The following is a 24,323-nucleotide window of genomic DNA, read 5'->3' on the forward strand; positions in this document are numbered from 1 at the left end:
AAGAAAATGATTTTATAATAAAAAACTTATAGTCTTGATAATAAATTGTTTGAAAGTCTTTATAGATGGATTTTGATGTCCATGTTTTGAATCTCTTGCAGCATATCCAGTGAGGTGTGGTCAAATAATTGTTCCTGTTCCTTGTGGTCTTTTTTGGATCGGATTCTTCTCAAAGAATCACAAAAACGGCGTACTTCTTCTGCTGTTGTCAGTGTTAATCTTGGTACAGATACGTTTTTACCTGTATCGTCTTTTGCGACCATGGTGAAATAGGACGAATTGCAATGTTTTATTTTTCGGGTTTGGATATTTTCAGCCGTAACGCGAATACCGATTACCATCGAACTGTTGCCTACATAATTTACAGAGGCTTTCAAGGTAACTAATTCGCCAATTTCTATAGGATTTAAGAAATCTACAGTGTCAACGGAAGCTGTGACACAATAAGTTCCGGAAAATTTTGAAGCACAGGCAAATGCAATCTGATCCATCAGGGATAAGATGTAACCGCCATGAATTTTACCGCTGAAGTTAGAATGTGAAGGTAGCATCAATTCGGAAATCGTGATTCGCGAAGATTTCGGAGTTTTATAGATTTTGTCCATATTCAATAAGGTTAATTTTCGGTTTCGTCGGTTTCTGCTCTTCTTAATATATTTTCGGGAAGTGATTTTTTTGCTTTGGCCCCCATTTTTTTCAATCGTTCTACACTGTTTATAAGGTTGCCTTTTCCGTCAAATAGTTTGTTCATTGCGCCCTGGTACTCTGTCTTGGCTTCGTCCATTTTCTTGCCAATTTTTATAAGGTCGCTTACAAAACCTTCAAACTTGTCGTATAACGCTCCGGCTTGTCTGGCAATTTCAAAAGCATTTTCCTGCTGCTTCTGGTTGGTCCACATACTATCAATTGTTCGTAAGGTGGCTAAAAGAGTAGATGGAGTGACGATTACGATATTCTTTTCAAAAGCCTTATTGTATAAAGTTGTGTCTTCGTTAAGTGCTATGGCAAATGCAGGTTCCATCGGAATGAAAAGCAGGACAAAATCAGGGCTTTCTATTTGGTAAAGATCGTGATAGTTTTTAGCGCCCAGCTGCTCAACATGTCGTCTTATGGAATTTAAGTGCTCTTTTAAAAACGAGGCTTTCAGTATTTCGTCTTCTTCATTAATATATCTTTCATAGGAAATCAACGATACTTTTGAATCCACGACCATTTTCTTCCCGTCCGGAAGATTAATTACTACGTCTGGGAAAACGCGTGCTCCTTCTTCCGTTACAAAACTTTGCTGTACTTCATATTCCCTGCCTTTTTCAAGACCAGATTTTTCAAGTACTCTTTCAAGAATGAGTTCGCCCCAGTTTCCTTGCATTTTGCTATCGCCTTTTAATGCTTTGGTAAGGTTGAGCGTTTCCTTGCTCATCTGTTCGTTCATTTCACGAAGGCCTAGTATTTGTTGACGAAGCGCGGCATGATAATCGATACTTTCTTTATGCGTGTCTTCTACTTTTTTTTCAAAAAGCTGAATTTTATCCTGAAGAGGGGAGAGTATGTTTTTTAAGTTTTCTTTGTTTTGTTCGGTGAATTTTGAAGATTTTTCTTCTAATATCTTATTGGCAAGGTTTTCAAACTCTTTTGTGAATTTTTCCTGAAGTTGTTCTACTTCCTGCTTCTGTTCTTTGTTACGTTCCCATAAGTTTTCAAAATCTACCTCTTTTTTGGAAAGCTGTATTGCGAACGCTTCTTTCTCCGCTCTGAGATTTTCCCGTTCCATTGCCGTCTGCTGCAACTGATTTTCTGCATTTCGGATTTCCTGCTGTTGCTGCAACTTTAATTGTTCGATTTGTGACATGAGTCCACTTACCCTTTCTTCAAGGCCGGCTTTTTCTGATTTTGCATTGGCGGAAAACAATGCTTTTCCAATAAAAATTCCTATAGCTAAGGCAATTATAAAAGCAATGATGGTAATGATAGTGTCGTTCATTTTGAATTTTTTGAAGAAGTAAAAGTAAGAATAAATTATTCAGGTTTTGCGGTGCTTGATTTCTAGCCAAAAAGTTTTGACAGATGTTAAAGTTTGAGGATTTACGGTCTATTTTGGCTTTTTAAATTTTATTTTAATAATAAAATTCATATCTTAGTAGAGTATAACGATGTAAATAATTTTTTAATACGAAACTTAACCCAAATGTATTAGGTGTTATTTGCATGAAAATAACTTTCATGAAAAAAACTACATTACTGTCAGGTGTAAGACAAAACTTTACACAAATTAAAGGCTTATTTTTTGGCGCATTTTTATTAGCGTCAGTTTCTGCTCAATCTCAAACTTATTGTACGCCAGAAGAAGGAGACTGCTCTGATGGCGACGTAATTGTAAATGTTACTTTTGCCGGGATTAACAACTCCTCTGCCTGCTCAGAATTTGGGTATGGTAATTATACTTCAGCAATGTCGGCTGTCGTTATTGCTGGAAGACCGTATGATATTTCGGTAACAATTCCTGAACATTTTGGTGTCCAGCAAGTAGGTGTATGGCTTGATTATAATAACGATGGTTCTTTTGATGCTTCAGAATTTACAAACATAGGAAGCTCTCCAGCAGCAGGTTCAGTAGTGACGACTTCTATTACAATTCCAGCTACAGTTCCGGTTGGAAATATTAGGATGAGAGTTAAGTCTCAGTATTCACAAGCGATTGCCGCAACGAGCTCTTGCGCCGAACCTTATCTTGGATATGGAGAATATGAAGACTATACCGTAACTGTAATTTCTCCAACAGAATGTACAGGTGCTCCTGTAGTAGGAGCAGCAACATCTACTCAGGCTTCTGTTTGTTTTCAAAGTTCTTTTGTTCTGAGTGCTTCGGGAGTAACACCAACGTCAGGATATTCCTATCAATGGCAGTCTTCTCCTACAGGGACTGATCAATGGACAAATTTAGGAACAGCACAATCTTTTTTAAGTTATGCCAGAACAGGTCAATCACAAACTACTTTTTACAGAGTTGTAATAACTTGTACAGGTAGTAGTCTGAGTGCTACTTCAACAGCAGTTTCTGTTGCACAAAATCCAGCTGATGCTTGCTACTGTACAAATGCTATCAATTTCAATTGTGGTGACGGTGACGTAATTACTAATGTTAGCATCGGAACGATGAATAATGCTACAACTTGCGGAAATGCAACAACAGGATATACTAATTATAGTGGTTCAGTTACGCCTCCGGTATTGAATGTTGGAGCGACAGTTCCGGTTTCTGTTTCTGTAGGTCCATCAGGAGATGGATGGTTGTATGAATCAGTTGGCGTTTGGATTGATTATAACAAAAACGGAGTTTTTGATGAGGCAGAATATAACTATATCGGTACCGGCTTGAATCAAGCACTTACTGCCAATATAACAATTCCTGCAACGGCAGTAGTAGGTAATACGAGGATGAGAGTTGTTGTTGCAGCATCTGCAGCGACATCTTTCGGACACCAATTTGCTTGTGGACCAGTAGTTGCTGATAACAATTTTGGTGAAATGGAAGATTATACGGTAACAATAGCTCCATCACTTTCAACTCCTGGATTTGAAAATGCTTCAGTTTCTGTTTATCCAAACCCTACAAATGGATTGGTGAATATACAGTTTGCTAACCCAACCACGGTTGATGCAATCAATGTATACTCAGTTTCTGGTCAGTTAGTTTATTCTAAGCAATTTAACAATGCATCAGATAACTATACAGTCGATCTTCAAAAAGCAGCCACTGGTGTTTACATCATGAAACTGGAAGGAGAAAACGGAACAATTGTTAAACGTTTGATTAAAAATTAATCAGCTGCGATTCAATTAATTTGAAATATAAAACCGCCTCTTGTAGGCGGTTTTTTTGTGCTACAAGTAGTAAGATAATTTTAAAAAAAGGCTATGTTTTTTAGGGCAATTAGGTGATTTAAGGGTGTATTTTGGTATTTCATCGATTTTTTAATTAATTTTTAAGAAAATGTCTTATTATTGTCGTCTACCCCCTAAGTTCTTATAAATGAAACCACAAAATTTAACTTTAGAAAAAGTCACAGATTCCCCTATTAATTATGAATTTGTAACTAATGTAGCTACGCGTATTATCAAAGTCCTTTTTAGGACCGATAAAAACATCAGGCTGATTTACTCCAATTATTCGAATAAACACTTCTTTGGAGATAAATTTATCATATTAGACTACAGGTTCCGAAATGCCTTATGGTATAAGGTAGGAAATAAAATTACCGAAAAGAGACACTTCTTGCTTGAAAAGCCAGATGCGTCACAAAAAATTGTACTTACCGTCTACGGATTTTTCAGGAAAAAAATGTATCTGCTCGATTTTTCGGCAGCAGAGTATATTGATAGCAGTACATTCTGTATTGAACTGAAAAAATCTTCTCTCCAGGATTTGGAGAATACGGTTTTAGGCTAATATAGCTCGGGATTATCTCTGGAATTGATTATTTTTATAGGATATAACCAAAATTATCGTCCTATGAAAACGCAAAGCTATTCCAATCATATCCGTTTCTATAATCCACATCATTTTGTTTTATATCCCTTGCTATTGCTTTTGCTTGGGACAGCTATTTATTTTATTTTTAGTAGGGAAACTGAAAGAACAATATGGATTTTTATCAGCATAGTACTGCTGTTAATTTTCTGGCTGGCTTTTATGTTGCGACAGCATTATGCATTGACTTTGCAAGACAGGATTGTTAGACTGGAATTGCATTATCGGTATTTTACACTGACAGGTGATAGGCTGGAATTGTTAGAGAATCAATTATCCGACAGTCAGCTGTTTGCTTTAAGATTTGCTCCAGACGAAGAATTTCCGAACCTGTTAAAAAGAGCCCTGCAGGAAAATCTTTCTGGGCAGGCAATCAAAAAGAGTATAATCGATTGGAAACCAGATCATCATAGGGTGTAAACTTTAACAAACAATTCACGATTTATTTTTACTAAATGAAAATCGCTATGCGTAAATTTATACTTAGCCATTCTCACACTAAAGGATACAATTATGAATTTTACTACACATTGGTTTATCGATCCCGATCATTCAAACATAGAATTTAGAATCAGGCATTTGGTTATTTCTCATATTTCTGGAGCATTCAAGATTTTCAACGGAAAGATGACCACAAAAAATGACGACTTTGAAACTGCCGAAATAGCCTTATCCATTGATGTTTATAGTTTTGATACGAACAATATTGAAAGAGATGAGCATATCAAGTCTAAAGATTTTTTAGATGCTGACCAGTTTCCTGAAATTAACTTTAGCTCAACAAGCCTCAAAAAAGTAGAAGGAGATCATTATAAGCTCACCGGAAACATAACCATTAAATCAGTAACCAGAGAAATTGTCTTGGATGCTGTTTTTGGTGGACAGGCAAAAGACGGTTTTGGTAAAATGAAAGCAGGTTTTGAAATCAGCGGTAAGCTGGACAGAAAAGACTTTGGGATTTTAGCCGATGATGTGACCGAAAGCGGCCATTTGATAATTGGCGAAGAATTAAAAATCCATGCTAACATCGAATTTGATAAAGAAGAAGATTAATCCTCTATTTTATATTGCCCCGGTTTTTCTTATTGTCCGGATGTGACGAAGGATAACGATTCGGATCAATATCTGAATTTTTATCTCGGTTCTCCGGATTTTTCTTGTTTTTCAGATTTTCGTCTGTTTTAGTCTCCTTACTGGGACGAGCTCTTTTTACGACATCGGTATTGCCTTTTGCGTCTTTTTCTATTTCCGTTTTTAATTTCCCTTTGGAAGGATTATAATCGGCAGGAAGATTTTTTCCGCTAAAACCTTCGTTGATTTCTCCTTTTTGCTTTTCCTGTTCGCTATTCCATTTTTTATTTCCAATGTCTTTATCTGAAGTTGCCATAATTTTAATTTTTAGTTTGTCTTGTTAATTTACGACGATATAAAAACAAAAGCCACATCTTTAACATTGCTTTAATGTGTAAGATTTCCGATTGTTAGTAGTAAATTTGCGGCAAAAATATTCTATGTCTGCCCACAAGCATTTTTTGTTGCATAAGCCTTATGGTTATCTCAGCCAGTTTATCTATGAATTAAAACGAAAGAAAAAACTGTTGGGAGAACTATATGATTTTCCAGAAGGCACAATGGCAATTGGACGACTGGATGAAGATTCGGAAGGATTGCTGCTTTTGACAACAGATGGGCAGATGAGCGAATTGGTGAGGAGTAAAAAAGTAACCAAAGAATATTATGCGCAGGTTGATGGAATAATAACCCAAGAAGCCATTGAAAAGCTAAAAAAAGGCGTTGAGATTGGTTTTGACGGAATACGATACGTCACAAATCCGTGTAATGCTGTTAAGATAGATGACCCGGGATTCGAACCTCGCTCAAAAAAAATAAGAGACGAGCGCCACGGGCCCACTAGTTGGATTTCCATTACATTAAATGAAGGAAAGTTCCGCCAGGTCAGGAAAATGACATCGGCTGTAGGATTTCCCACATTGCGATTGGTACGAGTAAGAGTAGGCAATGTTTACCTTGACAATTTGAAATCGGGAGAAGTCAAAGAAGTCGGCCAATTCTCACTATAATAAAAACTTTAAAATTTCTAAAAATGCTGAATATAGTTCTTGTAGAGCCAGAAATACCAAATAACACCGGTAACATAGGCCGTTTATGCGTTGGCACAGGCAGTCGTCTTCACCTGATCCATCCTTTTGGTTTTCAAATTACCGATAAAAACCTAAAACGTTCCGGTCTTGACTATTGGGTACATTTGGATTGGAAAGAATACCAGTCTGTTAAAGAATGGATGGAGCAAATACCGGATAAGTCCAGAGTTTTTCTATTTAGTTCCCACAGCCCAAAGTCGTATTTACAGGAAACTTTTCAGGATGGCGATTGGCTCGTGTTCGGAAAAGAATCGGTTGGACTGAGTAAGGAAGTTTTGGATCAATTTGAAAACCATTTGACTATTCCTATCTCACCTCTGGTAAGGAGTTATAATCTGGCAAACTCGGTTGCTTTTGCAATAGGCGAGGCAAAAAGGCAGCTTTCCATCTAAAAAAACAGTATATTTGAAAGAAGCTTTTTTCAAATATCTATGATTGACAAATCCTACCTTCGCAGCTCTATTTTCAGGCATCTCGACGGCCTGGCTGTTGCTCCTGTAGCCGTTGCTCTAAAAAACAAAGGAGTTCTTGAATACATCCAGGAGAACAAAAAAGCCAGCCTGTCAGAATTAAAAAACCAATTCAAAGCCAACGAAGGTTATCTGAACGTTGGCTTACGGGTATTGTGTTCGCAAGGCTTTTTGGACTATCATATTGATAATGCTGCCGATGCTATTAGTTTTTCGATAAACGACAAGACACCAATAGCATTTTCAATGGTACATCTGTATCAGGATGTAGTCGATCTTTTGCAGTTTTCGACACAATTCCATCCCAGAATTTTTGAAGATGCTCCTTTTGAAATGCTGGATCGGATTTTTGAGAAATTTAAACTGAATTATGGAATCAATTTTTCGGCGGATGCGTTAGAGAATGAAGTCCAGAAACAAATCCTAAAACATATTGAGGGTTATCTGATAGGGCCAACCGTTGTTCGATTGGCTATGAGTGGAATGTTCCATAAGTATTTTATGGAAACTTCTTTCAGGCCGGAAGAATTTCACAAAAACCCTGAAAGTTTTAAAAAGATATTGAACTTTTTTACCCATTTGGGATGGTTTCAGGAAAAAAATGGGAATTACCAGTTTACCGAAACCGGACTGTTCTTTGCTAAAAGAGCCAGTGCCTATGGTGTTACAGTTTCGTATTTACCAACATTTGCTAAGATAGATGAACTGATATTTGGAGATCCAAATGTGCTAAGGATGGTTGCTGATGGCGAAAATGAAATCCATGTAGACCGCGAGATGAATGTTTGGGGAAGTGGAGGCGCACACGATACTTATTTTAAAATTGTGGATGAAATCATCGTTCAGCTCTTTAACCGCCCGATTGAAGAACAACCTAAAGGAATTTTGGATATGGGTTGTGGAAACGGTGCTTTTTTGCAACACATTTTTGAAGTCATTGACAGGCAAACCCTAAGAGGAAAAATGCTTGATGAATATCCGCTGTTTCTTGTTGGAGCCGATTACAATCAGGCAGCCTTAAAAGTTACGCGTGCCAACCTGATAAAAGCAGACATCTGGGCAAAGGTAATCTGGGGCGATATTGGAAGACCGGACCTGTTATCGCATGATCTGATGGAAAATTATGCAATCGACCTGAAAGATTTGCTGAATGTCAGGACGTTTCTCGACCATAACCGTATTTGGGAAGAGCCTAAACATATTTCCCAAGATAGGATTAGCAGCTCTACCGGTGCTTTTGCTTTTAGAGGCGAGAGAATTTCTAATAATAAAGTAGAAGACAATCTTTTAGAACACCTTCAAAAATGGTCGCCTTACGTTAAGAAGTTTGGGCTTTTGCTTATAGAACTCCATACTATAAATCCTGTTTTGACTGCAAAGAATATAGGCAAGACGGCAGCAACTGCTTATGATGCTACACATGGATTTTCAGATCAGTATATAGTAGAAATAGATGTGTTTAATAAGATAGCAGCTGAAGCGGGCTTATTTCCGGACGAAGCTATTTTTAGAAAATTTCCTGATTCCGATATCGCTACCGTAAGTATCAACCTGTTAAAAGGAAATTAAGTCTTGGCGTAATTGGTGATATATTTATTGTAAGAATCGAGTATAATGCCAACTGTTTTCTCAATAGACGATTTTACTTCCTGAAATCCGTCTTTCATTTTTCCGTCTGGCGTAAAATAATCCGTAATTCCCGATTTCATGAGGGTGTTTTTAGCATAAATTTCAGTGACCTGAAAAGAAAGCACATATTCATTTCCTTCCTTAGAAATTTTCATGCGGTATTTTACTTTTTGATAATAGGTATCTCCAAGGTTTCGGTAAAAAAAAGCATTGTCCCTAAAAGCATCAATCGTCAGCGAATTTTCGGTTATTTCAGAAACATCTGCTTCACCACGGCTAAACTCTTGTATCCAAAGTTTTGTACCATCGAGAAATTTCTCGTTGGTCATAAAAGGAAGGTTGCTTCGTATCGGATTCGGATCAAATCCTTTTGGTGTCAATTCCATTCGAGCCTGCGCACCGACGATAATTGATGTGAAAATGAATAAGATAGAAAAACAAAACTTCATGGTATCGGTTTTAGTGTTCTATCAAAGATAGGCGATACAGCGATTATTTTACAGGTTTTTGAGAATAAATTTAGCCTTTCCGGTATCAAAAAAGATGTTTTCGTCTTTAAATAAAGAATTTAATATTCCTGTCTGAATTAAGAATTCAGGTGTGCCTTGTAAGGTTTTTTCGGGACTCATGACAATCATTTCATCACTTAATTGTAGGGCCAGATCTAAATCGTGTGTAGAAAACAAAATACATTTTTGGGTTTCTACAGCCAGTTTTTTAAGCAGTTTTAACAAAGAAACTTTATGAAGCAGGTCTAAATGTGTTGTAGGTTCATCCAGAATTATCAAAGGAGTGCTTTGTGCCAATGCTCTTGCAACCAGAACTTTTTGCAATTGTCCATCACTGATTTCATAATGTTTTTTATCTGCCAGATGGCTGATTTGTGTAAGATCTATGGCTTCTCTGATCTTTTCCCTGTCATCAGTTGTTAGTTTTCCTATCCAGTTTGTATAAGGCTGCCTGCCTAAAGCAACCAATTCAAAAACGGTAAGATTGCTTGGTGGTAAACTCTCTGTCAATACAATACTAAGTTGTTGCGCCAAAGCTGCCGGACTATAATTCCGGATATCTTTTTCGTTTAATATAACCTGGCCAGAAAGTGCTTTTTGGATTCCGGTTAGCGTTCTAAGCAAAGTTGATTTTCCTATGCCGTTAGCTCCAATCAAAGAAATTAGCTTTCCTGCTTTTAAATCCAAATGGATTTGCGAAGCGATGGTGGTTTTCTCTTTTTTTGAGAGATATCCAATGCTCAATTCTTCAGCCCTAAGTATGGTTTTGCCTGTGCTCATCAGATCATGAATTTTCGTTTACGGACTAAAAGCCATACCACGATTGGTGCTCCTACGATAGAAGTTATCGCATTGATAGGCAAAGTAAAATCATTTCCGGGCATTTGTGCAACGGTGTCGCATATTAACAGTATTATAGCCCCAAAAAGTATGGTGCCCCAAAATAATATATAATGGCTGCTGGTCTGGAAAACCATTTTTGAAATATGCGGAACAGCGAGTCCTATAAAAGCAATTGGCCCGGCAAAAGCGGTAATGCTGCCTGCCAATAAGCTGGTTGCTATAATAATAATCAGCCGTGTTTTTTTAAAATTGATCCCAAGGCTTTTTGCATAACGTTCGCCTAAAAGCAGGGCGTTTAAGGGTTTGATACATAAGGCACTCAATAAAAGTCCAATCAAACAACAGATGGACAAAATCAAAATATTTGCCCAGGATAGATTACCCAGGCTGCCCAAAGACCAAAAGGTAAACTTTTGCAGCTCTTCAGCCGTACTGAAATAGGAGAGTACTCCAATAATTGCGCTTGTAAAACTTCCAAACATTAAGCCAACTATAAGAATAGCCATCGTATCGCGAAGTCTTTGTGAAACTACCAATACGGCTAACAACACCATAAGACTACCCAGGCATGAAGCAAGTACGATTCCGTAGGAAGAAAGGAAAAAGACGCTTAAAAATGAAGGTAGAAGTCCTGAGCCAAGTATTATAAAAGCAACTCCAAGACTGGCTCCGGAACTCAATCCTAAAATATAAGGTCCGGCAAGCGGATTTCGAAATAAAGTCTGCATCAGCAAACCGCTTATCGATAAGCCCATGCCTACCAATATTGCTGTCAAAGCCTTAGGAAGCCGATAATTCCAAATAATAATTTCCCATGAATTTTTGCTGGCCTGTCCGCCTGAAAGCGAACTGGCGATATCCTCAATAGGGATATTGACAGATCCCAAGCTGATATTCAGCAAAAAACAGGCAGCCAGACAGATAAGCAGGGCTGTAAAAAGAATCTTATTTCGGCTGTCTTGCTGCAAACGATCGATTATTTTAATTTTTCAAAAATATACAGTTCATATTCCGTAAGCAGTTCAGGATGTAAAATCTTGATAAGGTCTTTCAGGATAAGATCCGGGCGATTTGATGCCAGTTCATAATACAATATTCCGCCCGTTTTTCCTTTTTTGCTGCTAAAAGAATAAATGTTTTTATTTTTAAAGGCTTTAAAATGGGCATAATTCGGATTACTTTCTACCATTTCCTTAAAAGTAGTAAATTGAGCCGGACCAATCCAAAAATCTACATTTTCAGCCTTTTCCATGACGGTTTCGAAAGAAAGTGCCAAACTTCCCGTTCCTTCTGTATCAGCCCAAAGATAAGCCGCATTGGCGTCCTTCAGAAATGTCGCTGCCCAGCTGTTACCTCTTGGCATATACCATTGCTCTTTATAAATGGCGCCGCTTAAAACAGTTGGTTTTGTTTTTGCATTTTTAGCTAATTCTGTAGCTTCTTTATAGGCAGTTTCCACTTCAGAAAACAAGAGGTCTGCCTTTTCGTCCAGTCCATATAAAGCTCCAAAAAACTTAATCCATTCTGCTTTGCCCAAAGGCGATTCTTCCATCCAGTCTCCATTAAAAAAAACTTTTAGTCCGCTTTTCTGCAAATTATCATACGTTTTGGTATCGCTGCCACTGCTGTAGCCTACGAGAGCTTCCGGATCAAGGTCAATCAGTCTTTCTGTATTGAGACTCTGGTTCGCTCCAATTTCCGTAACCTTACCGGCATCAATAAGCTTTCGGGTCTTTTCAGACGAAACAAGGTTGGTGTCCGGAAAACCAAGCAGAGTGTTTTCAACTCCAAGCATTTCTAAAGACGGAATATGTGTTGTTGAAGTCACCACAATACTCTTGATAGGAACTTGTAGCGAAGTATAATTTTTTAAACTGTCGGGTAAAGAAACTCCTTTTTTATGAAGCACATAGGTAAAGGTTTTATTGGCTTCAGGCCAAGGGTTTGAAACCTTTACGATAGAAAAACCTTCATGTTTGTAAATTTCAAATCCTTTTGCGTAACGAATGCTATTTTGAATCTTTGTTTCAGTAATACTGGAGCTGACCGGCTCATTTTTTTTACATGCCACTGCAAAAAGCAATAACAGAAACAAAGAATATTTTGAAAGAAATGATTTCATAAAAAAGTTTTTGTGAAGACCGCAAAGATAAAAGTTATTGTATTGAACCGACAGCAGTTTTACAAATTTTGATTTTTTTGTATCTGAATTTGTAGCGAACTGTTGGATAATTTTAAGAATTGAATAAAAAAAATCGCTGCGATTTCTCAGAGCGATTTTGTGTTTGTCTTAGACTACTTTTTAAATCTTAATCAGTTTTTGAGTATAGTTCTGATTGTTGTCAAACGTTAGTTTTAAAAAATAAGCACCGTTTGAAAGCAGGCCGGATTGATTATCCAGTCTTGATTTTGAATCAGTAGAAATCAAGAGCTTTCCGGAAATATCGTATAATGAATAATTTGAAATAGTAGCGTTTGTTTCAATTTGGAAATTCAAATTGAAAGGATTTGGGTAAATTTTAGGGTTTATATTTTTAAAACCTTCGTTGCTTAACAAATAAGCAGCAGTGTTATAGCCTGTACTCTGAACAACATTGTTGTAGTTGTCTAAAGCCATTTTTAATTGAGTGTTATCGCAATCGCAGCTTAATTTATACTCGACTGGACTTCCGGCCGGGTCAAATGACCTGACATTGAAATTTTGAAAAATTTGGTTTAGGCCTGAATCATTTGTAGTTGCAATATTTGCAGTAGTTCCCGTAGGAGTTCCAACAGCTGCGTTTTGTAAAACTACAGACAAAGTATTTATGAAATGAGTCTGACTTGCAGGATATGCTTTTGCAACGACCGAAGAATAAGCCTCCAAATCAGCTTTAAGTCCATTAAGATTACAACCTACACATTTGATCTGTATAATTCTTCCTTCATATTCGGAATAAGGATTTCCTCCTTTTAATGTATATTCTGAAATAGGATATGATTGTAATATGCTATTCAAACCCTGATCGTTTGAAGTAGTAGCGCCCCAATTGCTCAAAGGAGTTCCTACTTGTTGGTTGACCAACATCATTTCAACTCCGGTGTTTTGCGCCCACGACGCTATTGGAATTAGCAATAAAAGTATTATTTTTCTCATAAATGTTGACTGTTAGGTATTGTAAAGATATAAATATTAATGAAACAGCAAAAAGTATATGACTTAATGTAGTATATTTGCACTCGAATTAAGGTTGTGATTTATTGTTACAAATCACATTAAAAGGGAATTTGGTGTAAAACCAAAGCTGTTCCCGCAACTGTAAGCTATTTAGCTTGCTGTTATCTACAAACCACTGTCCGCTTAGCGGATGGGAAGGTAAACAGCAAGACGCAAGCCAGGAGACCTGCCTTTTTTCTTAACAATTATCAAACCTTCGGGAAAAAGGTTTCGAAAATTATGATTTTTAGAAAGCTATACCTGTTTTTGTTTTTCTGCATCTGCCAATCTGTATTGGCACAGCACGACAGCATTCATAATTTGAAAGTAGTAGAGATCTCAGATCTGCAACTTAAGGATTATTCGGATTCGCAGTCTGTATTGAAATTGCCGGACTCGATTATCAACAAAAATCAATCTTCACTTACCTCATTGCTGAATTATAATTCCGTAATCTATTTTAAAGAAAACGGTCTTGGCATGGTATCTTCTCCGTCTTTCAGAGGAACAACTGCGCAGCAAACTGCCGTTGTCTGGAACGGTATCAATATTAATTCGCAATTGAACGGTCAGACGGATTTCAATACTATCACTACCAGAGATTTCAATTCTATTGCTGTCCGCGCCGGAGGCGGAAGTTCTATTTACGGAAGCAGCGCCATTGGCGGAAGTATCCACCTCAATAACACAATTAATTTTGAAGAGCATTTCTCTAATACACTTCGATTAAATTATGGCAGTTTCAACACTTTTGGCGGAAACTATAAGATCGATGCTTCTAATGGCAAATTCAGTGTTCAGGTAAGTGTGTCCAGAAACAGTTCGGATAATGATTATGATTTTGTGGATTCTGATAGTAAAAACTTAAACGGACAATACTATAATACCAGCCTGAATGCAGCAGTGGGTTATAAAATTAATGAGGCTAACTTCTTAAAACTATACAGTCAGGTATTTGAAGGGGAAAGACATTTTTCGCTAATCTTCCCTTCTGAAACTCCAACCAAATACCAAGACCTGAATTCGAGGAATTTACTGGAATGGGATAGCTTTTTCGGCAAATTTGTTTCCAAAGTAAAAGTAGCCGCCCTCAGCGAAAAGTATAAATATTTTGGCAACACCAATTCAGATATATACACGTATGGACAAGTCAGGACTTACATTGGGAAATATGACCTTGCTTTTGATGCCGGCGATGCTATCAAGTTGAATGCAGTTGTTGATTTTACTCAAAATAAAGGAGAAGGTTCGGATATTAAAAATGAGCAAAGAAACATCGGTTCTGCCAGTCTGCTATTTAAGCATAAGCTGACACAAAAAATACTTTATGAATTAAGTTTCAGAAAAGAATTTACCAATAATTACAAAAGCCCATTCTTATTTTCTCTAGGAACTAAATGGGCTGCTTCTGATTTTTATACACTGAAACTGAACGGATCAAAAAATTTCAGAGTACCCACTTTTAATGATTTGTATTGGCAGCCGGGTGGAAATGAAAATTTAAAACCGGAGTCATCCTATCAGGCAGAAATAGGAAACGAATTCCGTTTTGCAGGTTTCAAGGTCACATTGACCGGATATTATATCGATATTAAAGATATGCTTCGCTGGATTCCGAATGGTTCTGTTTGGTCACCACAAAATACAGACAAAGTCCGTACCTACGGAGGAGAAGCCTTACTCAATTGGTCCAAAAGTTTTGGGAAACACCATTTCATATTGAATGGAACTTATGCTTATACCGTTTCAGAAGATATGGAAAAAAAGAAACAGTTAATTTATGTTCCCTACCATAAGGCTACTTCCTCATTGGGTTATTCATGGAATAAGCTGGCTGTGGATTACCAATGTTTATATAACGGAGAAGTTTTTACAAGATCTGACAACAATTCGCGGTATAATATTGATGCCTATTTTGTAAATAATGCTTCAATAAGCTATGACTTTGGAAAAAAAGATTCCTGGATTTTGGGTTTTCAAGTCTTGAATCTTCTAAATGAAAACTATGCCAGTGTAGAAAGCAGATTTCTGCCTGGAAGAAATTTTAATATGTATCTAACCTTAAATTTTTAAAATATGAAAAAGCTAAATAAGTTTTTTTTGATGCTGATTGCAAGCTCGCTTTTTTTGGCTTCATGTAGCAGTGATGACAATTCTCCAAACGTATCATTAGGTCAATATGATAATGGAGTATTTGTAGTAAATGAAGGAAATTCAACCGTTACTACCAGCTCTATCACTTTTATTAGCAATTCTGGTGCTGTAGAGCAAGATGTTTTCAGGAATGTCAATCCCGGAGCGGCAGGATTAGGAACGTACCTTCAGCCAATGTTCTTTGATAATACGAGAGCTTTTATCATTTCAGGTTCGGCTAATAAAATTACGGTCGTTAACCGTTATACTTTTGAATTTATTGCAACCATCAGTACCAACCTGCAAAATCCACGATTTGGAGCGGTAGCCAATGGTAAGGCTTATGTAACCAATGCGGCGGGATGGGAAACAGGAGCAGACGATTACTTGGCGGTAATTAATCTTTCGGATTATTCTACCAGTACTGTAACCATAGGTGTTTGGTCAGAAAAAATAATTGAAGAAAATGGCAAGCTCTATATTGCGAATGGTTCTTATGGTAATGGTACGTCCGTAACGGTTTTTAACCCTGCAAACAATACAGTAGAAGCTACTATTCCATTAGGATTTAGCCCGAACTCTTTTGAAGAAGAAAACGGTATCCTATATGTTTTAGGTTCTGAAAAACTTGCAAAAATCAATCTGGCTTCCAATACGGTTGTAGGAACTCCGGTTACTGTTGCGGCACCGACTTCAGCAGGAGCTAAAAACCTGAATATTGAAGACAATAAGATTTACTATACAGTGGATACGGCTGTTTACGCTATGCCAATTAATGCAACTGCGGCTCCGTCAATTCCATTGCTTACCTATCAATCTCAATCAGAATATGGAAGAATGTATGGTTTTGCAGTAAACGATGGTAAGATTTATATTGCTGATGGAGGAGATTTCGCTTCAGACAGCAAAGCCTATATCTATTCAACAACAGGTTCCCTATTAAGAACAATTACAGTAGGTGTGGGACCAAACGGCTTTAATTTCAATTAATAATCAATTTTTTTTAACTCAATTCCATGAAACAACTTTACGGCTTTCTTGCAGCCAGTTTATTATCTTTTACCGCTTTGCCGGTTTTTGGACAAACTTTTAATGATGGCGTTTTTATCCTGAATGAAGGAGGTGCCGGATCTAACAATTCTTCGGTTTCTTTTCTTTCCAATGCAGGAGACCTGCAAAACAATATTTATGCAACAGTAAATCCTAATGACGGAGCTCTTGGAGATACGGCTCAAAATATCGCTATCCACGGTGATTATGCTTATATCGTTTTGAATATTTCTAATACGATTAAAATTGTCAATAGCCAGACATTTCAATATGTAGCGACTATCAATACAGGACTTAACAATCCGAGATATATTGCCTTTAGTAATGGAAAAGCCTATGTAACCAATTGGGGTAACGGAGGAAATGCGAATGATGATTATGTGGCCGTAATTAATCTTTCTACAAATACAATTGAAGCGAATATTGCTTTGGCTGAAGGTGTTGAAAGAATTCTGGAAATAAACGGAAAGCTTTATGTAGCACATCAGGGAGGTTATGGTTATGGAAACAGAATTTCTGTAATCAATCCAACAACAAATACATTGGAACAAACTATTCAGGTAGGCGATGTTCCAAATTCTATGGTAGAAAAAGATGGGATTCTGTATGTGCTTTGTGGTGGAAAACCAAACTGGTCAGGATCAGAAACTTTTGGAGCTTTAGTAAAAATAAACACGGAAACCAATACTGTTATAGGACAGGTTGATTTTCCTCAAAAGCATCCATCGAATTTGAAAATCGATGGCAACAATATGTATTATGGTATTGATGCAAATGTTTACAAAGCTCAGATTACTGATACTGCGATACCAGCAACGCCTTTCTTTACACTTCCTCCACAGAACCAATATGGAATCTACGGAATGGAAATCATCAATAACAAGCTATATGTAGGAGATGCGGTTAATTATGTATCTAACGGTAAAGTATATGTGTATTCCACAACCGATGGAACTTTGTCAAATACCTATACTGTAGGGAAATTGCCTAATGGTTTCATCAAAGCTGTTGATAGCAATTTGGGAACTGGAGGACATACAAAGCTGGATGTTGTGCTTTATCCTAATCCGGCAACAGACCATTTATATGTGAGTACAGACAAACCGGCTACGATAAAGATGTATGATATGGCAGGAAGATTGATAAAAAACCAGGCCTATGCTACATCTGGAGTTAGTATTTCGGAATTAAATCCAGGTATGTATGTTGTGGAAATCACAATTGATAATACTACAAGTGTTCAAAAAATAATAAAAAGATAAGACTGAATGAAAAGAATCTTATCCCTGATGTCTTTTATGGCTCTTTCTCCGGTTTTAGCGCAATCGTATGCACCGGAAGCAGGAGTGGCTGGTTCGACAGCTATAGAGCCAAATAGTCAGCTTTTTGTAGCTTGGGCTACTGGCGTTGCAGTGGAAAGAGGCTATATCAATAAGGCAAATCCAAGTCTTGTTGTTTCAGGGAGCAACCGGGCTTCGGCTGGTATTCCTGAAAATGCATTAGGACCTGCAAATGGAAGCATCGTGAGTTTGGGTGATGAAGGCAGTGCAATTCTGACATTTGAATTGCCAATCATTAACGGACCGGGATTTGATTTTGCTGTTTTTGAAAACGGTGGCCCTGCTTTTTTAGAGCTTGGTTTTGTAGAAGTAAGTTCTGACGGAATCAATTTTTTTAGATTTCCGGCGCATAGCCAAACGCAGACCGCTACCCAGATTGGAACTTTTGGGACACCTTCAGCACCTTTTCTAAACAATCTGGCAGGAAAATACGGAAGTAAAGGAACGCCTTTTGATTTGACGGATATTCCAGACAATCCCTTGTTAGATAAGAACAAGATTACACATGTAAAAGTAATCGATGTTGTAGGCTCTATAGATCCGTCGTATGCTACTTATGACAGTTATGGAAATGCAGTGAATGATTCTTTTCCTACGCCATTTAATTCGGGAGGATTTGACTTGGATGCCGTTGGTGTAATCCATCAAAGCGCATTGAGTATAGGCCATGCTTCCAGAAAAGCAATGGCTCTGTATCCAAATCCGGCTTCTGAAAAATTCTATATCCGTAATCTGAAAGAAAGTGCCAGGATAACAATTTATGATCTGTCTGGCAGAATTGTTTATGAAAAGAACATTCAGGAAGAGGAAGCTATTCCGGTCTCGGGATTAAATACAGGAATGTATATAGTAGAGATACATATCGGAACAAAAAAGGTTAATGAACGTTTGATTATAAAATAATCTTGCAACCTTACAATAAAAAAGGCTTCCAAATTTTGGAAGCCTTTTTGTTTTTTACTATCGATTAAAACTTGAAAAAATCTTTAATTCCCTCCGGAACCTTATCAATATACATTTCTGTTCCAAATCGCTGCATTGATTTACGGTCTTTGAAAGCTTCGTATATTTTTTCAGGCTGTTGTACTCTTCTTCTTCCTACGTTTGTAATCTGTGAAATTGCGATACTCAAAAGAGGTTCAGTAGGCTCGCCAAGAATACCAAGATCACCTAAATTTTCAACTTGAGGTGTAGTAGGAGTCAGACCATTTTGATATTCCCCAAATCCTGTTGAGTTCACAATTTTGAAACAGATAGGCTGCATTGCATATTTATGACGATTGGAACGTCCTTGCTTTCCAAACGAAGGTGAATCATATAGAGTTACAGAACCCACATTTTTTCCAGTTGTAACGTCTCCAATCTGGATAACCTCAATATAAGGTTTTAGTCCGTTAATGACTAATTCGCTGGCAGAAGCCGTACTTTTTGAAGTCAATACATATACTTTAGTCAGATTTAGGCTGTTTATAGCATTACCGCTGATATTATTTGAAAATCGGTTAATAAGCTGTTCCGGATCATTGTCATTAAAATAATCTTCGATTTTGGCATTCCATTGTTGTTTTGCAAAAACCTGTCCGCTAAATTGTCCGGTAATCATACTCGCAAGATACGCGGCTGATTTGACTGCACCACCGGAGTTGTATCTCAGGTCTAATACTAAATCAGTTATGCCTTCTGCTCTGAACTGCCCAAAGGTTGTATTCAGATTATTGTCATACTCTCCATAAAAGCCATTATACATTAAATAGCCTATTTTATGCGTATCATAAGTAAGAACCTTATTAATCAGGATTGGATTTTCAGCCAATATTGTTTTGGCCAATGCCACTGAACGTGTGTTTGGAGTAATATTACCACTATCATAATCGGCCAGATTTAAGGTATAATTCTGTCCGGCAAGCAATTCTCTGTAATTATTGACATTTAAAGGAGTTCCGTTCACGGCATAAAAAATGTCACCACGACGAATATCTTTAGAAGCAGCATCTGAATTTGGGAGAATATAACGTACCCAACCAAAAACTTCATCTGAACCTTCCGTTTTTCGCAACAGTTGATAATCCACTCCGTTATTAGCCGTATTTCCGCTAAGAACGCCTTCTAAAACCGTATAATCGCTGAAAATTACACTAAATCTGTCGGTATTAGGATAATTGTTCAGAAGACTGTAAAACAAATCTTCTGGAGAGCTAAAACCATTTAGATAAGCATTCAATTCACCTTGATTAGCAAAGCGGCTATCTGAAAGATCTGTTACATCAGCTTGCCAATAATAATATAAGTTAAGCCCTTTCCAAATAAAATCGTTAATTTTTAATTCTCTTGGAACTTCAATATCATCAAGGTCATCCTGACAAGCAAAAAAGCCGGAAATTCCGATGAATAAAAGGATTGCGAATATAAAAGTCTTTTTCATAAACAGATTATCTTATTGGTATAGCAATATAATTAACGTAAATTTAGAGGTTTTAGTCTTAATTTCAATTTTTTCTTGTAACAAAAAATAAAGTGGCTCGTCTTGATTATATAACCGACCAATTAAAAGTTAAATAATGAACCAATCTGAGTTTGTAAAACTGATAACTCCTTTTAAGGATAAAGTCTTTAGGCTTGCCAAGCGTCTGCTTGTCAGTACGGAGGAAGCAGAAGATGCAACGCAGGAAGTTTTGGTCAAGCTTTGGGATAAAAAAAATGGGTTGGACAAGTATAATAGTGTTGAAGCTTTTGCCATGACAATTACAAAGAATTATTGTCTGGATCAGCTAAAATCAAAAAGAGCCGGAAACCTCCAGATTGTACATAATAATTATACAGATGGACAGGCCGGAATGCAAAAGCAGCTTGAAGACCGGGATAGCTTGGGATGGGTTGAAAAAATGATTAACGAACTACCGGAACAGCAACGAATGATTATTCAGTTTAGAGATATTGAACAATATGAATTTGAAGAAATTGCCAAAATGATGGATATGAATGAAACCGCAGTGCGAGTTGCGCTTTCAAGAGCAAGGAAGACGATTAGAGAATTTATGACAAAAACACACAGTTATGGAATTGGATAGAATAGAAATATTATTAGAAAAATACTTTGAGGGAGAAACCTCTATTGCCGAAGAAAATGAGTTAAAATCTTATTTTTCATCTGCAGATGTTGCGCAGCATTTGGAGCATTACAAGGCAATGTTTGGTTATTTCTCTTCAGCAAAAGAGCAAAAGTTCGAGCAGCAAATACCGCTAAAATCTAAAAAATTACAGGTAGCGTGGTTGTCAGTTGCAGCATCAATTGTGATTATGCTGGGCATGTTTACATTTTACAACCGAAACATCAATCAGAGCGAGGATTTAGGTACCTATAACAATCCTGAAAAAGCGTTTGAAGAAACGCAAAAAGCCTTGAAATTGTTGTCTAAGAATGTGAATGTAGGCGTTGAAAGTATGCAATACGTTAAAGAGTACCAAGATTCAAAAAACTTAATATTTAAAAATTAGAAAAAATGACAAAATTTATAATTACCCTAGCTTTAGCCTTAGTTCCAACTTTCTTTTTCGGACAGTCAGTATTTGATAAATTTGACGGGCAGGATGACATTACTTCCGTAATCGTAAACAAAAAAGCATTTGAAATGCTTGGAGAAGTCAAACCGGATGTAAAACAGAAGGAAGCGGCAAAATACATGAAGATGGCCAACAATATTGATAATTTCAGATTGTTCTCTACATCAAGCATCAAAAAAGCGGCAGAAATGAAATCGGCATTCGAATCCTACAGAAAAAAAGAAGGCCTTGAAGAATTACTAAGAGTAAATGACGATGGAAAGAATGTAATGATTTACATGAAATCAGGAAAAAATTCTTCTAAAGTAAAAGAATTGCTTATGTTTATCGACGGAGGAGATAAAAAAGGTGAAGATACAGTTTTGATTTCACTTACCGGTGACATTGACCTTGCCAATCTTGACGGTTTGTCAAAATAAGAAACGCATATAAAAATCAGTAAATACAACTAAAATGAAGAAGTTTTTAATAACAGCAATCCTAGCATTAATGCCGCTCACCTTTTTCGGACAGTCAGCTTTTGACAAGTATGACGGGCTTGATGAAGTAACAGCAGTCATCGTAAACAAAAAAATGTTTGAAATGATGGGAAACATCAAGTCAAATGACAAAGAATCACAGCAATATATGAATCTGGTCAAAAAACTTGATAACTTGAGGGTATTCGTTACATCGGATCCTAAGGTAACGTCTGATATGAAAGCGACTTCTGATAAATATCTTAAGTCTGCTGCCCTGGAAGAACTCATGAGAGTCAACGAAGGTGGAAAAAACATCAAGATTTATGTCAAATCAGGAGGCTCTTCTACCAGAGTAAAAGAACTGCTGATGTTTATCGAAGGCGGTGGCAAAGACGAAACAGTCTTGATGTCTTTGAGAGGTGATTTTGACCTTAACGACGTATCGGCATTGACAGACAATCTTCCGGGTGGAGACGCATTGAAAAAAGGATTAAAAGGGCCGAAAGGACCAAAAGGACCGAAAGGACCAAAATAAAATGAAAGCCATGAAAAAACTTGCAATAGTAGCGGCAATATGCCTTATGTTATGGAGCTGCAATTCAGAACCAACCTTACAGCAATATTTTGTTGAAAACACGGAATCAAAAGATTTTATCGCTCTTGACCTTACGACAGACATATTGAGATTGAACAAATCTGAGATTTCTGCCGAAGAAAATACGGCACTGGAAACCTTAAAAAAGATGAACATCTTAGCGTTTAAGGCAGATGAAAAAAATCCGGCGAAGTATGAGACAGAGCGTGCTAAAGTCAAGACTATCCTGAAGAATGAAAAATATCAGGAGCTTATTAAGGTGAATTCAGGAAAAGAAGGCGGAGCCGTATACTTCGTAGGCAAAGATGATGCAATTGATGAGTTTGTGCTTTATGCCAATAAAAATGATGCAGGGTTCGCAGTAGTCAGAGTGTTGGGCAAGAATATGTCTCCATCATCAATAATGACAATGCTTTCTGTATTGAAAAAAGCAAATCTGGATATTGAGCAGTTAAAACCACTGCAAAAAATGGTACCGAATTAGATTAGGTTGTTATGGTTAGTTATAAAAGCGTCCAATTTTGGGCGCTTTTATTTTTTACGGAATTCCTGTCTGAAGTATTTGAATGGAACCAACAGCATTCCGAAACATTCTCCATCTTCTTTCCCGATATGTTTATGATGCATTTTGTGTGCCCGTCTTACGGCCCTCGCGTACCGATTGTCAGTGTTTCTGAATAGCTTAAACCGTTGATGGATAAAAATGTCATGTACCAAAAAATAAGCACAGCCATATGTAAAGATTCCTAACCCAATAGCCAATCCTATTTCAAGAATATTGTTCTGCCATAAAAGAAAAAAGATAATGCTGATGACGGCATAGATGATAAAAAAAGAATCATTTTTTTCAAACCACGAATCATGGTCTTTTTTATGATGGTCGGCATGTAATTTCCATAAAAAACCATGCATGATGTATTTATGGCTAAACCATGCCATAAATTCCATGATGCAGAAGGTAAGTATAAAAACAATCAGATGTAACCACATAATGCGAATTATAAAATGTTCAATTTATAGCTGAAATAGCATTTGGCAAACAAACTTAGCTTTTCATAATCAGGAACGCGTATGCGTGTGGTTCTTATTTTAGCCGAAGGTGTTTTCTTTAGCTTATATAACAGTTTTTTGTAATAGACGTAAGCTGTGTACACGCCTAGTCTGGCTTCGATAGGTAGTTTTATAATGCCTTCGTAAGCATGTTTGAAATCATTTTCAATTTCGTCTATGATTTGTTTTTTTGATGCTTCATCCAGTTGTTCCAGATTTGCATTTGGAAAATAAGTGCGGTTAAGACTTTCAAAATCTTCTTTCATATCCCTCAGAAAGTTTATCTTCTGAAGAGCAGATCCTAATTTCATGGCACTATGCTTTAATTCTTCATACTTTGCCGTATCACCTTTTACAAATACTTTTAAGCACATCAACCCTACAACATCAGCAGAACCGTAGATGTAATTTTGGTATTCGTCTTTATTTTGGCATTCTGTTTTGGTCAGATCCCAACGCATGCTTGCCAAAAAAGCTTTGACCAGTTCGATAGGAATGTCGTATTTTTTTACGGTATGCTGGAATGAATTTAATATGGGATTCAGGCTGATGCCATCTTCTAAGGCATGATAAAAATCCTGTTCGAAAGAATCAAACAATTTTTTCTTATCGTATTCATGAAAGCTGTCGACAATTTCATCGGCACAGCGTACAAAGCCGTAGATGTTGTAAATATCCTGGCGGATAATTGGGGAAAGCATTTTTACGGCAGAAGAAAAAGAAGTACTGTACGCCTTAGTCACGCTTTTGCTGGATTCAAAGGAAATGTAGTCAAAAATAGCTTTCATGGTGGTTG

At 37.1% G+C, this 24,323-nt stretch carries 27 protein-coding genes and 1 riboswitch; of the genes, 16 read left to right on the plus strand and 11 right to left on the minus strand.

Annotation, left to right across the window (positions count from 1 at the left end; all coding sequences use genetic code 11):
* Nucleotides 1-59: 59 nt before the first annotated feature.
* Both ABH942_RS14275 and ABH942_RS14280 read right to left on the minus strand, forming a co-directional pair.
* On the minus strand, nucleotides 60-605 hold the full coding sequence (locus tag ABH942_RS14275) for an acyl-CoA thioesterase (protein ID WP_370033104.1): 546 nt from the start codon (nucleotides 603-605) through the stop codon (nucleotides 60-62).
* 11 nt (nucleotides 606-616) lie between these two features.
* Nucleotides 617-1,981 (minus strand): DNA recombination protein RmuC, encoded by a 1,365-nt coding sequence (locus ABH942_RS14280; RefSeq protein ID WP_370033106.1) that lies wholly within the window; start codon nucleotides 1,979-1,981, stop codon nucleotides 617-619.
* Between the two features lie 239 nt (nucleotides 1,982-2,220).
* On the opposite strand from ABH942_RS14280, the gene ABH942_RS14285 reads away from it, so the two are divergent.
* From ABH942_RS14285 to ABH942_RS14300, 4 genes are all read left to right on the plus strand, one after another.
* Nucleotides 2,221-3,822 (plus strand): GEVED domain-containing protein, encoded by a 1,602-nt coding sequence (locus tag ABH942_RS14285; RefSeq protein ID WP_370033108.1) that lies wholly within the window; start codon nucleotides 2,221-2,223, stop codon nucleotides 3,820-3,822.
* A gap of 208 nt (nucleotides 3,823-4,030) precedes the next feature.
* Nucleotides 4,031-4,447: a hypothetical protein gene (locus ABH942_RS14290; protein WP_370033110.1), complete on the plus strand. Its 417-nt coding sequence runs from the start codon at nucleotides 4,031-4,033 to the stop codon at nucleotides 4,445-4,447.
* A gap of 63 nt (nucleotides 4,448-4,510) precedes the next feature.
* On the plus strand, nucleotides 4,511-4,948 hold the full coding sequence (locus ABH942_RS14295; protein WP_370033112.1) for a DUF6526 family protein: 438 nt from the start codon (nucleotides 4,511-4,513) through the stop codon (nucleotides 4,946-4,948).
* Nucleotides 4,949-5,041: 93 nt separating this feature from the next.
* On the plus strand, nucleotides 5,042-5,581 hold the full coding sequence (locus tag ABH942_RS14300) for a YceI family protein (RefSeq protein WP_370033114.1): 540 nt from the start codon (nucleotides 5,042-5,044) through the stop codon (nucleotides 5,579-5,581).
* Nucleotides 5,582-5,585: 4 nt separating this feature from the next.
* Here the strand turns inward: ABH942_RS14300 and ABH942_RS14305 are convergent, their stop codons facing one another.
* Nucleotides 5,586-5,915, minus strand: coding sequence for a hypothetical protein (locus ABH942_RS14305; RefSeq protein WP_370033116.1), 330 nt, complete (start codon nucleotides 5,913-5,915; stop codon nucleotides 5,586-5,588).
* A gap of 124 nt (nucleotides 5,916-6,039) precedes the next feature.
* Here ABH942_RS14305 and ABH942_RS14310 point away from each other — a divergent pair, with 124 nt between their 5' ends.
* Genes ABH942_RS14310 through ABH942_RS14320 form a run of 3 tightly spaced genes read left to right on the plus strand, consistent with a single transcriptional unit; the run spans nucleotide 6,040 to nucleotide 8,729 of the window.
* On the plus strand, nucleotides 6,040-6,609 hold the full coding sequence (locus tag ABH942_RS14310; protein WP_370033118.1) for a pseudouridine synthase: 570 nt from the start codon (nucleotides 6,040-6,042) through the stop codon (nucleotides 6,607-6,609).
* 23 nt (nucleotides 6,610-6,632) lie between these two features.
* Nucleotides 6,633-7,082, plus strand: coding sequence for a tRNA (cytidine(34)-2'-O)-methyltransferase (locus tag ABH942_RS14315; protein WP_370033120.1), 450 nt, complete (start codon nucleotides 6,633-6,635; stop codon nucleotides 7,080-7,082).
* Nucleotides 7,083-7,121: 39 nt separating this feature from the next.
* A complete protein-coding gene (locus ABH942_RS14320) occupies nucleotides 7,122-8,729 on the plus strand; it encodes a class I SAM-dependent methyltransferase (protein ID WP_370033122.1) in 1,608 nt (535 codons plus the stop codon).
* Here the strand turns inward: ABH942_RS14320 and ABH942_RS14325 are convergent.
* The 5 genes from ABH942_RS14325 to ABH942_RS14345 form a co-directional block, all read right to left on the minus strand.
* Nucleotides 8,726-9,238 carry a hypothetical protein gene (locus tag ABH942_RS14325; protein WP_370033124.1) on the minus strand — a complete coding sequence of 171 codons (513 nt, stop codon included), beginning with the start codon at nucleotides 9,236-9,238 and terminating at the stop codon, nucleotides 8,726-8,728. The two genes, ABH942_RS14320 and ABH942_RS14325, sit on opposite strands and share 4 nt — an antisense overlap.
* Nucleotides 9,239-9,286: 48 nt before the next feature.
* Entirely contained in the window at nucleotides 9,287-10,078 is a 792-nt protein-coding gene (locus tag ABH942_RS14330; protein ID WP_370033126.1) for an ABC transporter ATP-binding protein, read from the minus strand.
* Nucleotides 10,078-11,109: a FecCD family ABC transporter permease gene (locus tag ABH942_RS14335; protein ID WP_370033128.1), complete on the minus strand. Its 1,032-nt coding sequence runs from the start codon at nucleotides 11,107-11,109 to the stop codon at nucleotides 10,078-10,080. Before ABH942_RS14335 ends, ABH942_RS14330 begins: the two co-directional genes overlap by 1 nt.
* Before the next feature lie 8 nt (nucleotides 11,110-11,117).
* Complete coding sequence (locus ABH942_RS14340) at nucleotides 11,118-12,263, minus strand: ABC transporter substrate-binding protein (protein ID WP_370033130.1); 1,146 nt, start codon at nucleotides 12,261-12,263, stop codon at nucleotides 11,118-11,120.
* A gap of 180 nt (nucleotides 12,264-12,443) precedes the next feature.
* Complete coding sequence (locus ABH942_RS14345) at nucleotides 12,444-13,277, minus strand: T9SS type A sorting domain-containing protein (RefSeq protein WP_370033132.1); 834 nt, start codon at nucleotides 13,275-13,277, stop codon at nucleotides 12,444-12,446.
* Between the two features lie 74 nt (nucleotides 13,278-13,351).
* Nucleotides 13,352-13,547, plus strand: a riboswitch (cobalamin riboswitch).
* A gap of 30 nt (nucleotides 13,548-13,577) precedes the next feature.
* On the opposite strand from ABH942_RS14345, the gene ABH942_RS14350 reads away from it, so the two are divergent.
* The 4 genes from ABH942_RS14350 to ABH942_RS14365 are packed head-to-tail and all read left to right on the plus strand — an operon-like array spanning nucleotide 13,578 to nucleotide 18,763.
* Nucleotides 13,578-15,410: a TonB-dependent receptor plug domain-containing protein gene (locus ABH942_RS14350; protein ID WP_370033134.1), complete on the plus strand. Its 1,833-nt coding sequence runs from the start codon at nucleotides 13,578-13,580 to the stop codon at nucleotides 15,408-15,410.
* 3 nt (nucleotides 15,411-15,413) lie between these two features.
* Nucleotides 15,414-16,460 carry a DUF5074 domain-containing protein gene (locus ABH942_RS14355; protein WP_370033136.1) on the plus strand — a complete coding sequence of 349 codons (1,047 nt, stop codon included), beginning with the start codon at nucleotides 15,414-15,416 and terminating at the stop codon, nucleotides 16,458-16,460.
* Between the two features lie 26 nt (nucleotides 16,461-16,486).
* Entirely contained in the window at nucleotides 16,487-17,782 is a 1,296-nt protein-coding gene (locus ABH942_RS14360) for a DUF5074 domain-containing protein (RefSeq protein WP_370033138.1), read from the plus strand.
* Nucleotides 17,783-17,788: 6 nt separating this feature from the next.
* Nucleotides 17,789-18,763 (plus strand): T9SS type A sorting domain-containing protein, encoded by a 975-nt coding sequence (locus ABH942_RS14365; RefSeq protein ID WP_370033140.1) that lies wholly within the window; start codon nucleotides 17,789-17,791, stop codon nucleotides 18,761-18,763.
* A 64-nt stretch (nucleotides 18,764-18,827) separates the two neighbouring features.
* Here the strand turns inward: ABH942_RS14365 and ABH942_RS14370 are convergent, their stop codons facing one another.
* Nucleotides 18,828-20,282, minus strand: a complete 1,455-nt coding sequence (locus ABH942_RS14370; protein ID WP_370033142.1) for a S41 family peptidase — start codon at nucleotides 20,280-20,282, stop codon at nucleotides 18,828-18,830.
* Nucleotides 20,283-20,418: 136 nt separating this feature from the next.
* Here ABH942_RS14370 and ABH942_RS14375 point away from each other — a divergent pair, with 136 nt between their 5' ends.
* From ABH942_RS14375 to ABH942_RS14395, 5 genes are read left to right on the plus strand one after another with little or no spacing between them, the layout of a single operon-like run.
* Entirely contained in the window at nucleotides 20,419-20,928 is a 510-nt protein-coding gene (locus ABH942_RS14375) for an RNA polymerase sigma factor (RefSeq protein WP_370033144.1), read from the plus strand.
* Nucleotides 20,915-21,355, plus strand: coding sequence for a hypothetical protein (locus ABH942_RS14380; protein ID WP_370033146.1), 441 nt, complete (start codon nucleotides 20,915-20,917; stop codon nucleotides 21,353-21,355). Before ABH942_RS14375 ends, ABH942_RS14380 begins: the two co-directional genes overlap by 14 nt.
* 5 nt (nucleotides 21,356-21,360) lie before the next feature.
* Nucleotides 21,361-21,840, plus strand: a complete 480-nt coding sequence (locus tag ABH942_RS14385) for a DUF4252 domain-containing protein (RefSeq protein WP_370033147.1) — start codon at nucleotides 21,361-21,363, stop codon at nucleotides 21,838-21,840.
* 34 nt (nucleotides 21,841-21,874) lie between these two features.
* Entirely contained in the window at nucleotides 21,875-22,417 is a 543-nt protein-coding gene (locus ABH942_RS14390; RefSeq protein ID WP_370033149.1) for a DUF4252 domain-containing protein, read from the plus strand.
* Between the two features lie 10 nt (nucleotides 22,418-22,427).
* Nucleotides 22,428-22,961 (plus strand): DUF4252 domain-containing protein, encoded by a 534-nt coding sequence (locus ABH942_RS14395; RefSeq protein WP_370033151.1) that lies wholly within the window; start codon nucleotides 22,428-22,430, stop codon nucleotides 22,959-22,961.
* A 47-nt stretch (nucleotides 22,962-23,008) separates the two neighbouring features.
* Here the strand turns inward: ABH942_RS14395 and ABH942_RS14400 are convergent, their stop codons facing one another.
* Both ABH942_RS14400 and ABH942_RS14405 read right to left on the minus strand, forming a co-directional pair.
* Complete coding sequence (locus ABH942_RS14400) at nucleotides 23,009-23,467, minus strand: sterol desaturase family protein (RefSeq protein ID WP_370033153.1); 459 nt, start codon at nucleotides 23,465-23,467, stop codon at nucleotides 23,009-23,011.
* Nucleotides 23,468-23,475: 8 nt separating this feature from the next.
* On the minus strand, nucleotides 23,476-24,315 hold the full coding sequence (locus ABH942_RS14405; RefSeq protein ID WP_370033155.1) for a phytoene/squalene synthase family protein: 840 nt from the start codon (nucleotides 24,313-24,315) through the stop codon (nucleotides 23,476-23,478).
* Nucleotides 24,316-24,323 lie beyond the last annotated feature (8 nt).

It is taken from the genome of Flavobacterium sp. 28YEA47A (assembly GCF_041262125.1).
GTDB lineage: Bacteria > Bacteroidota > Bacteroidia > Flavobacteriales > Flavobacteriaceae > Flavobacterium.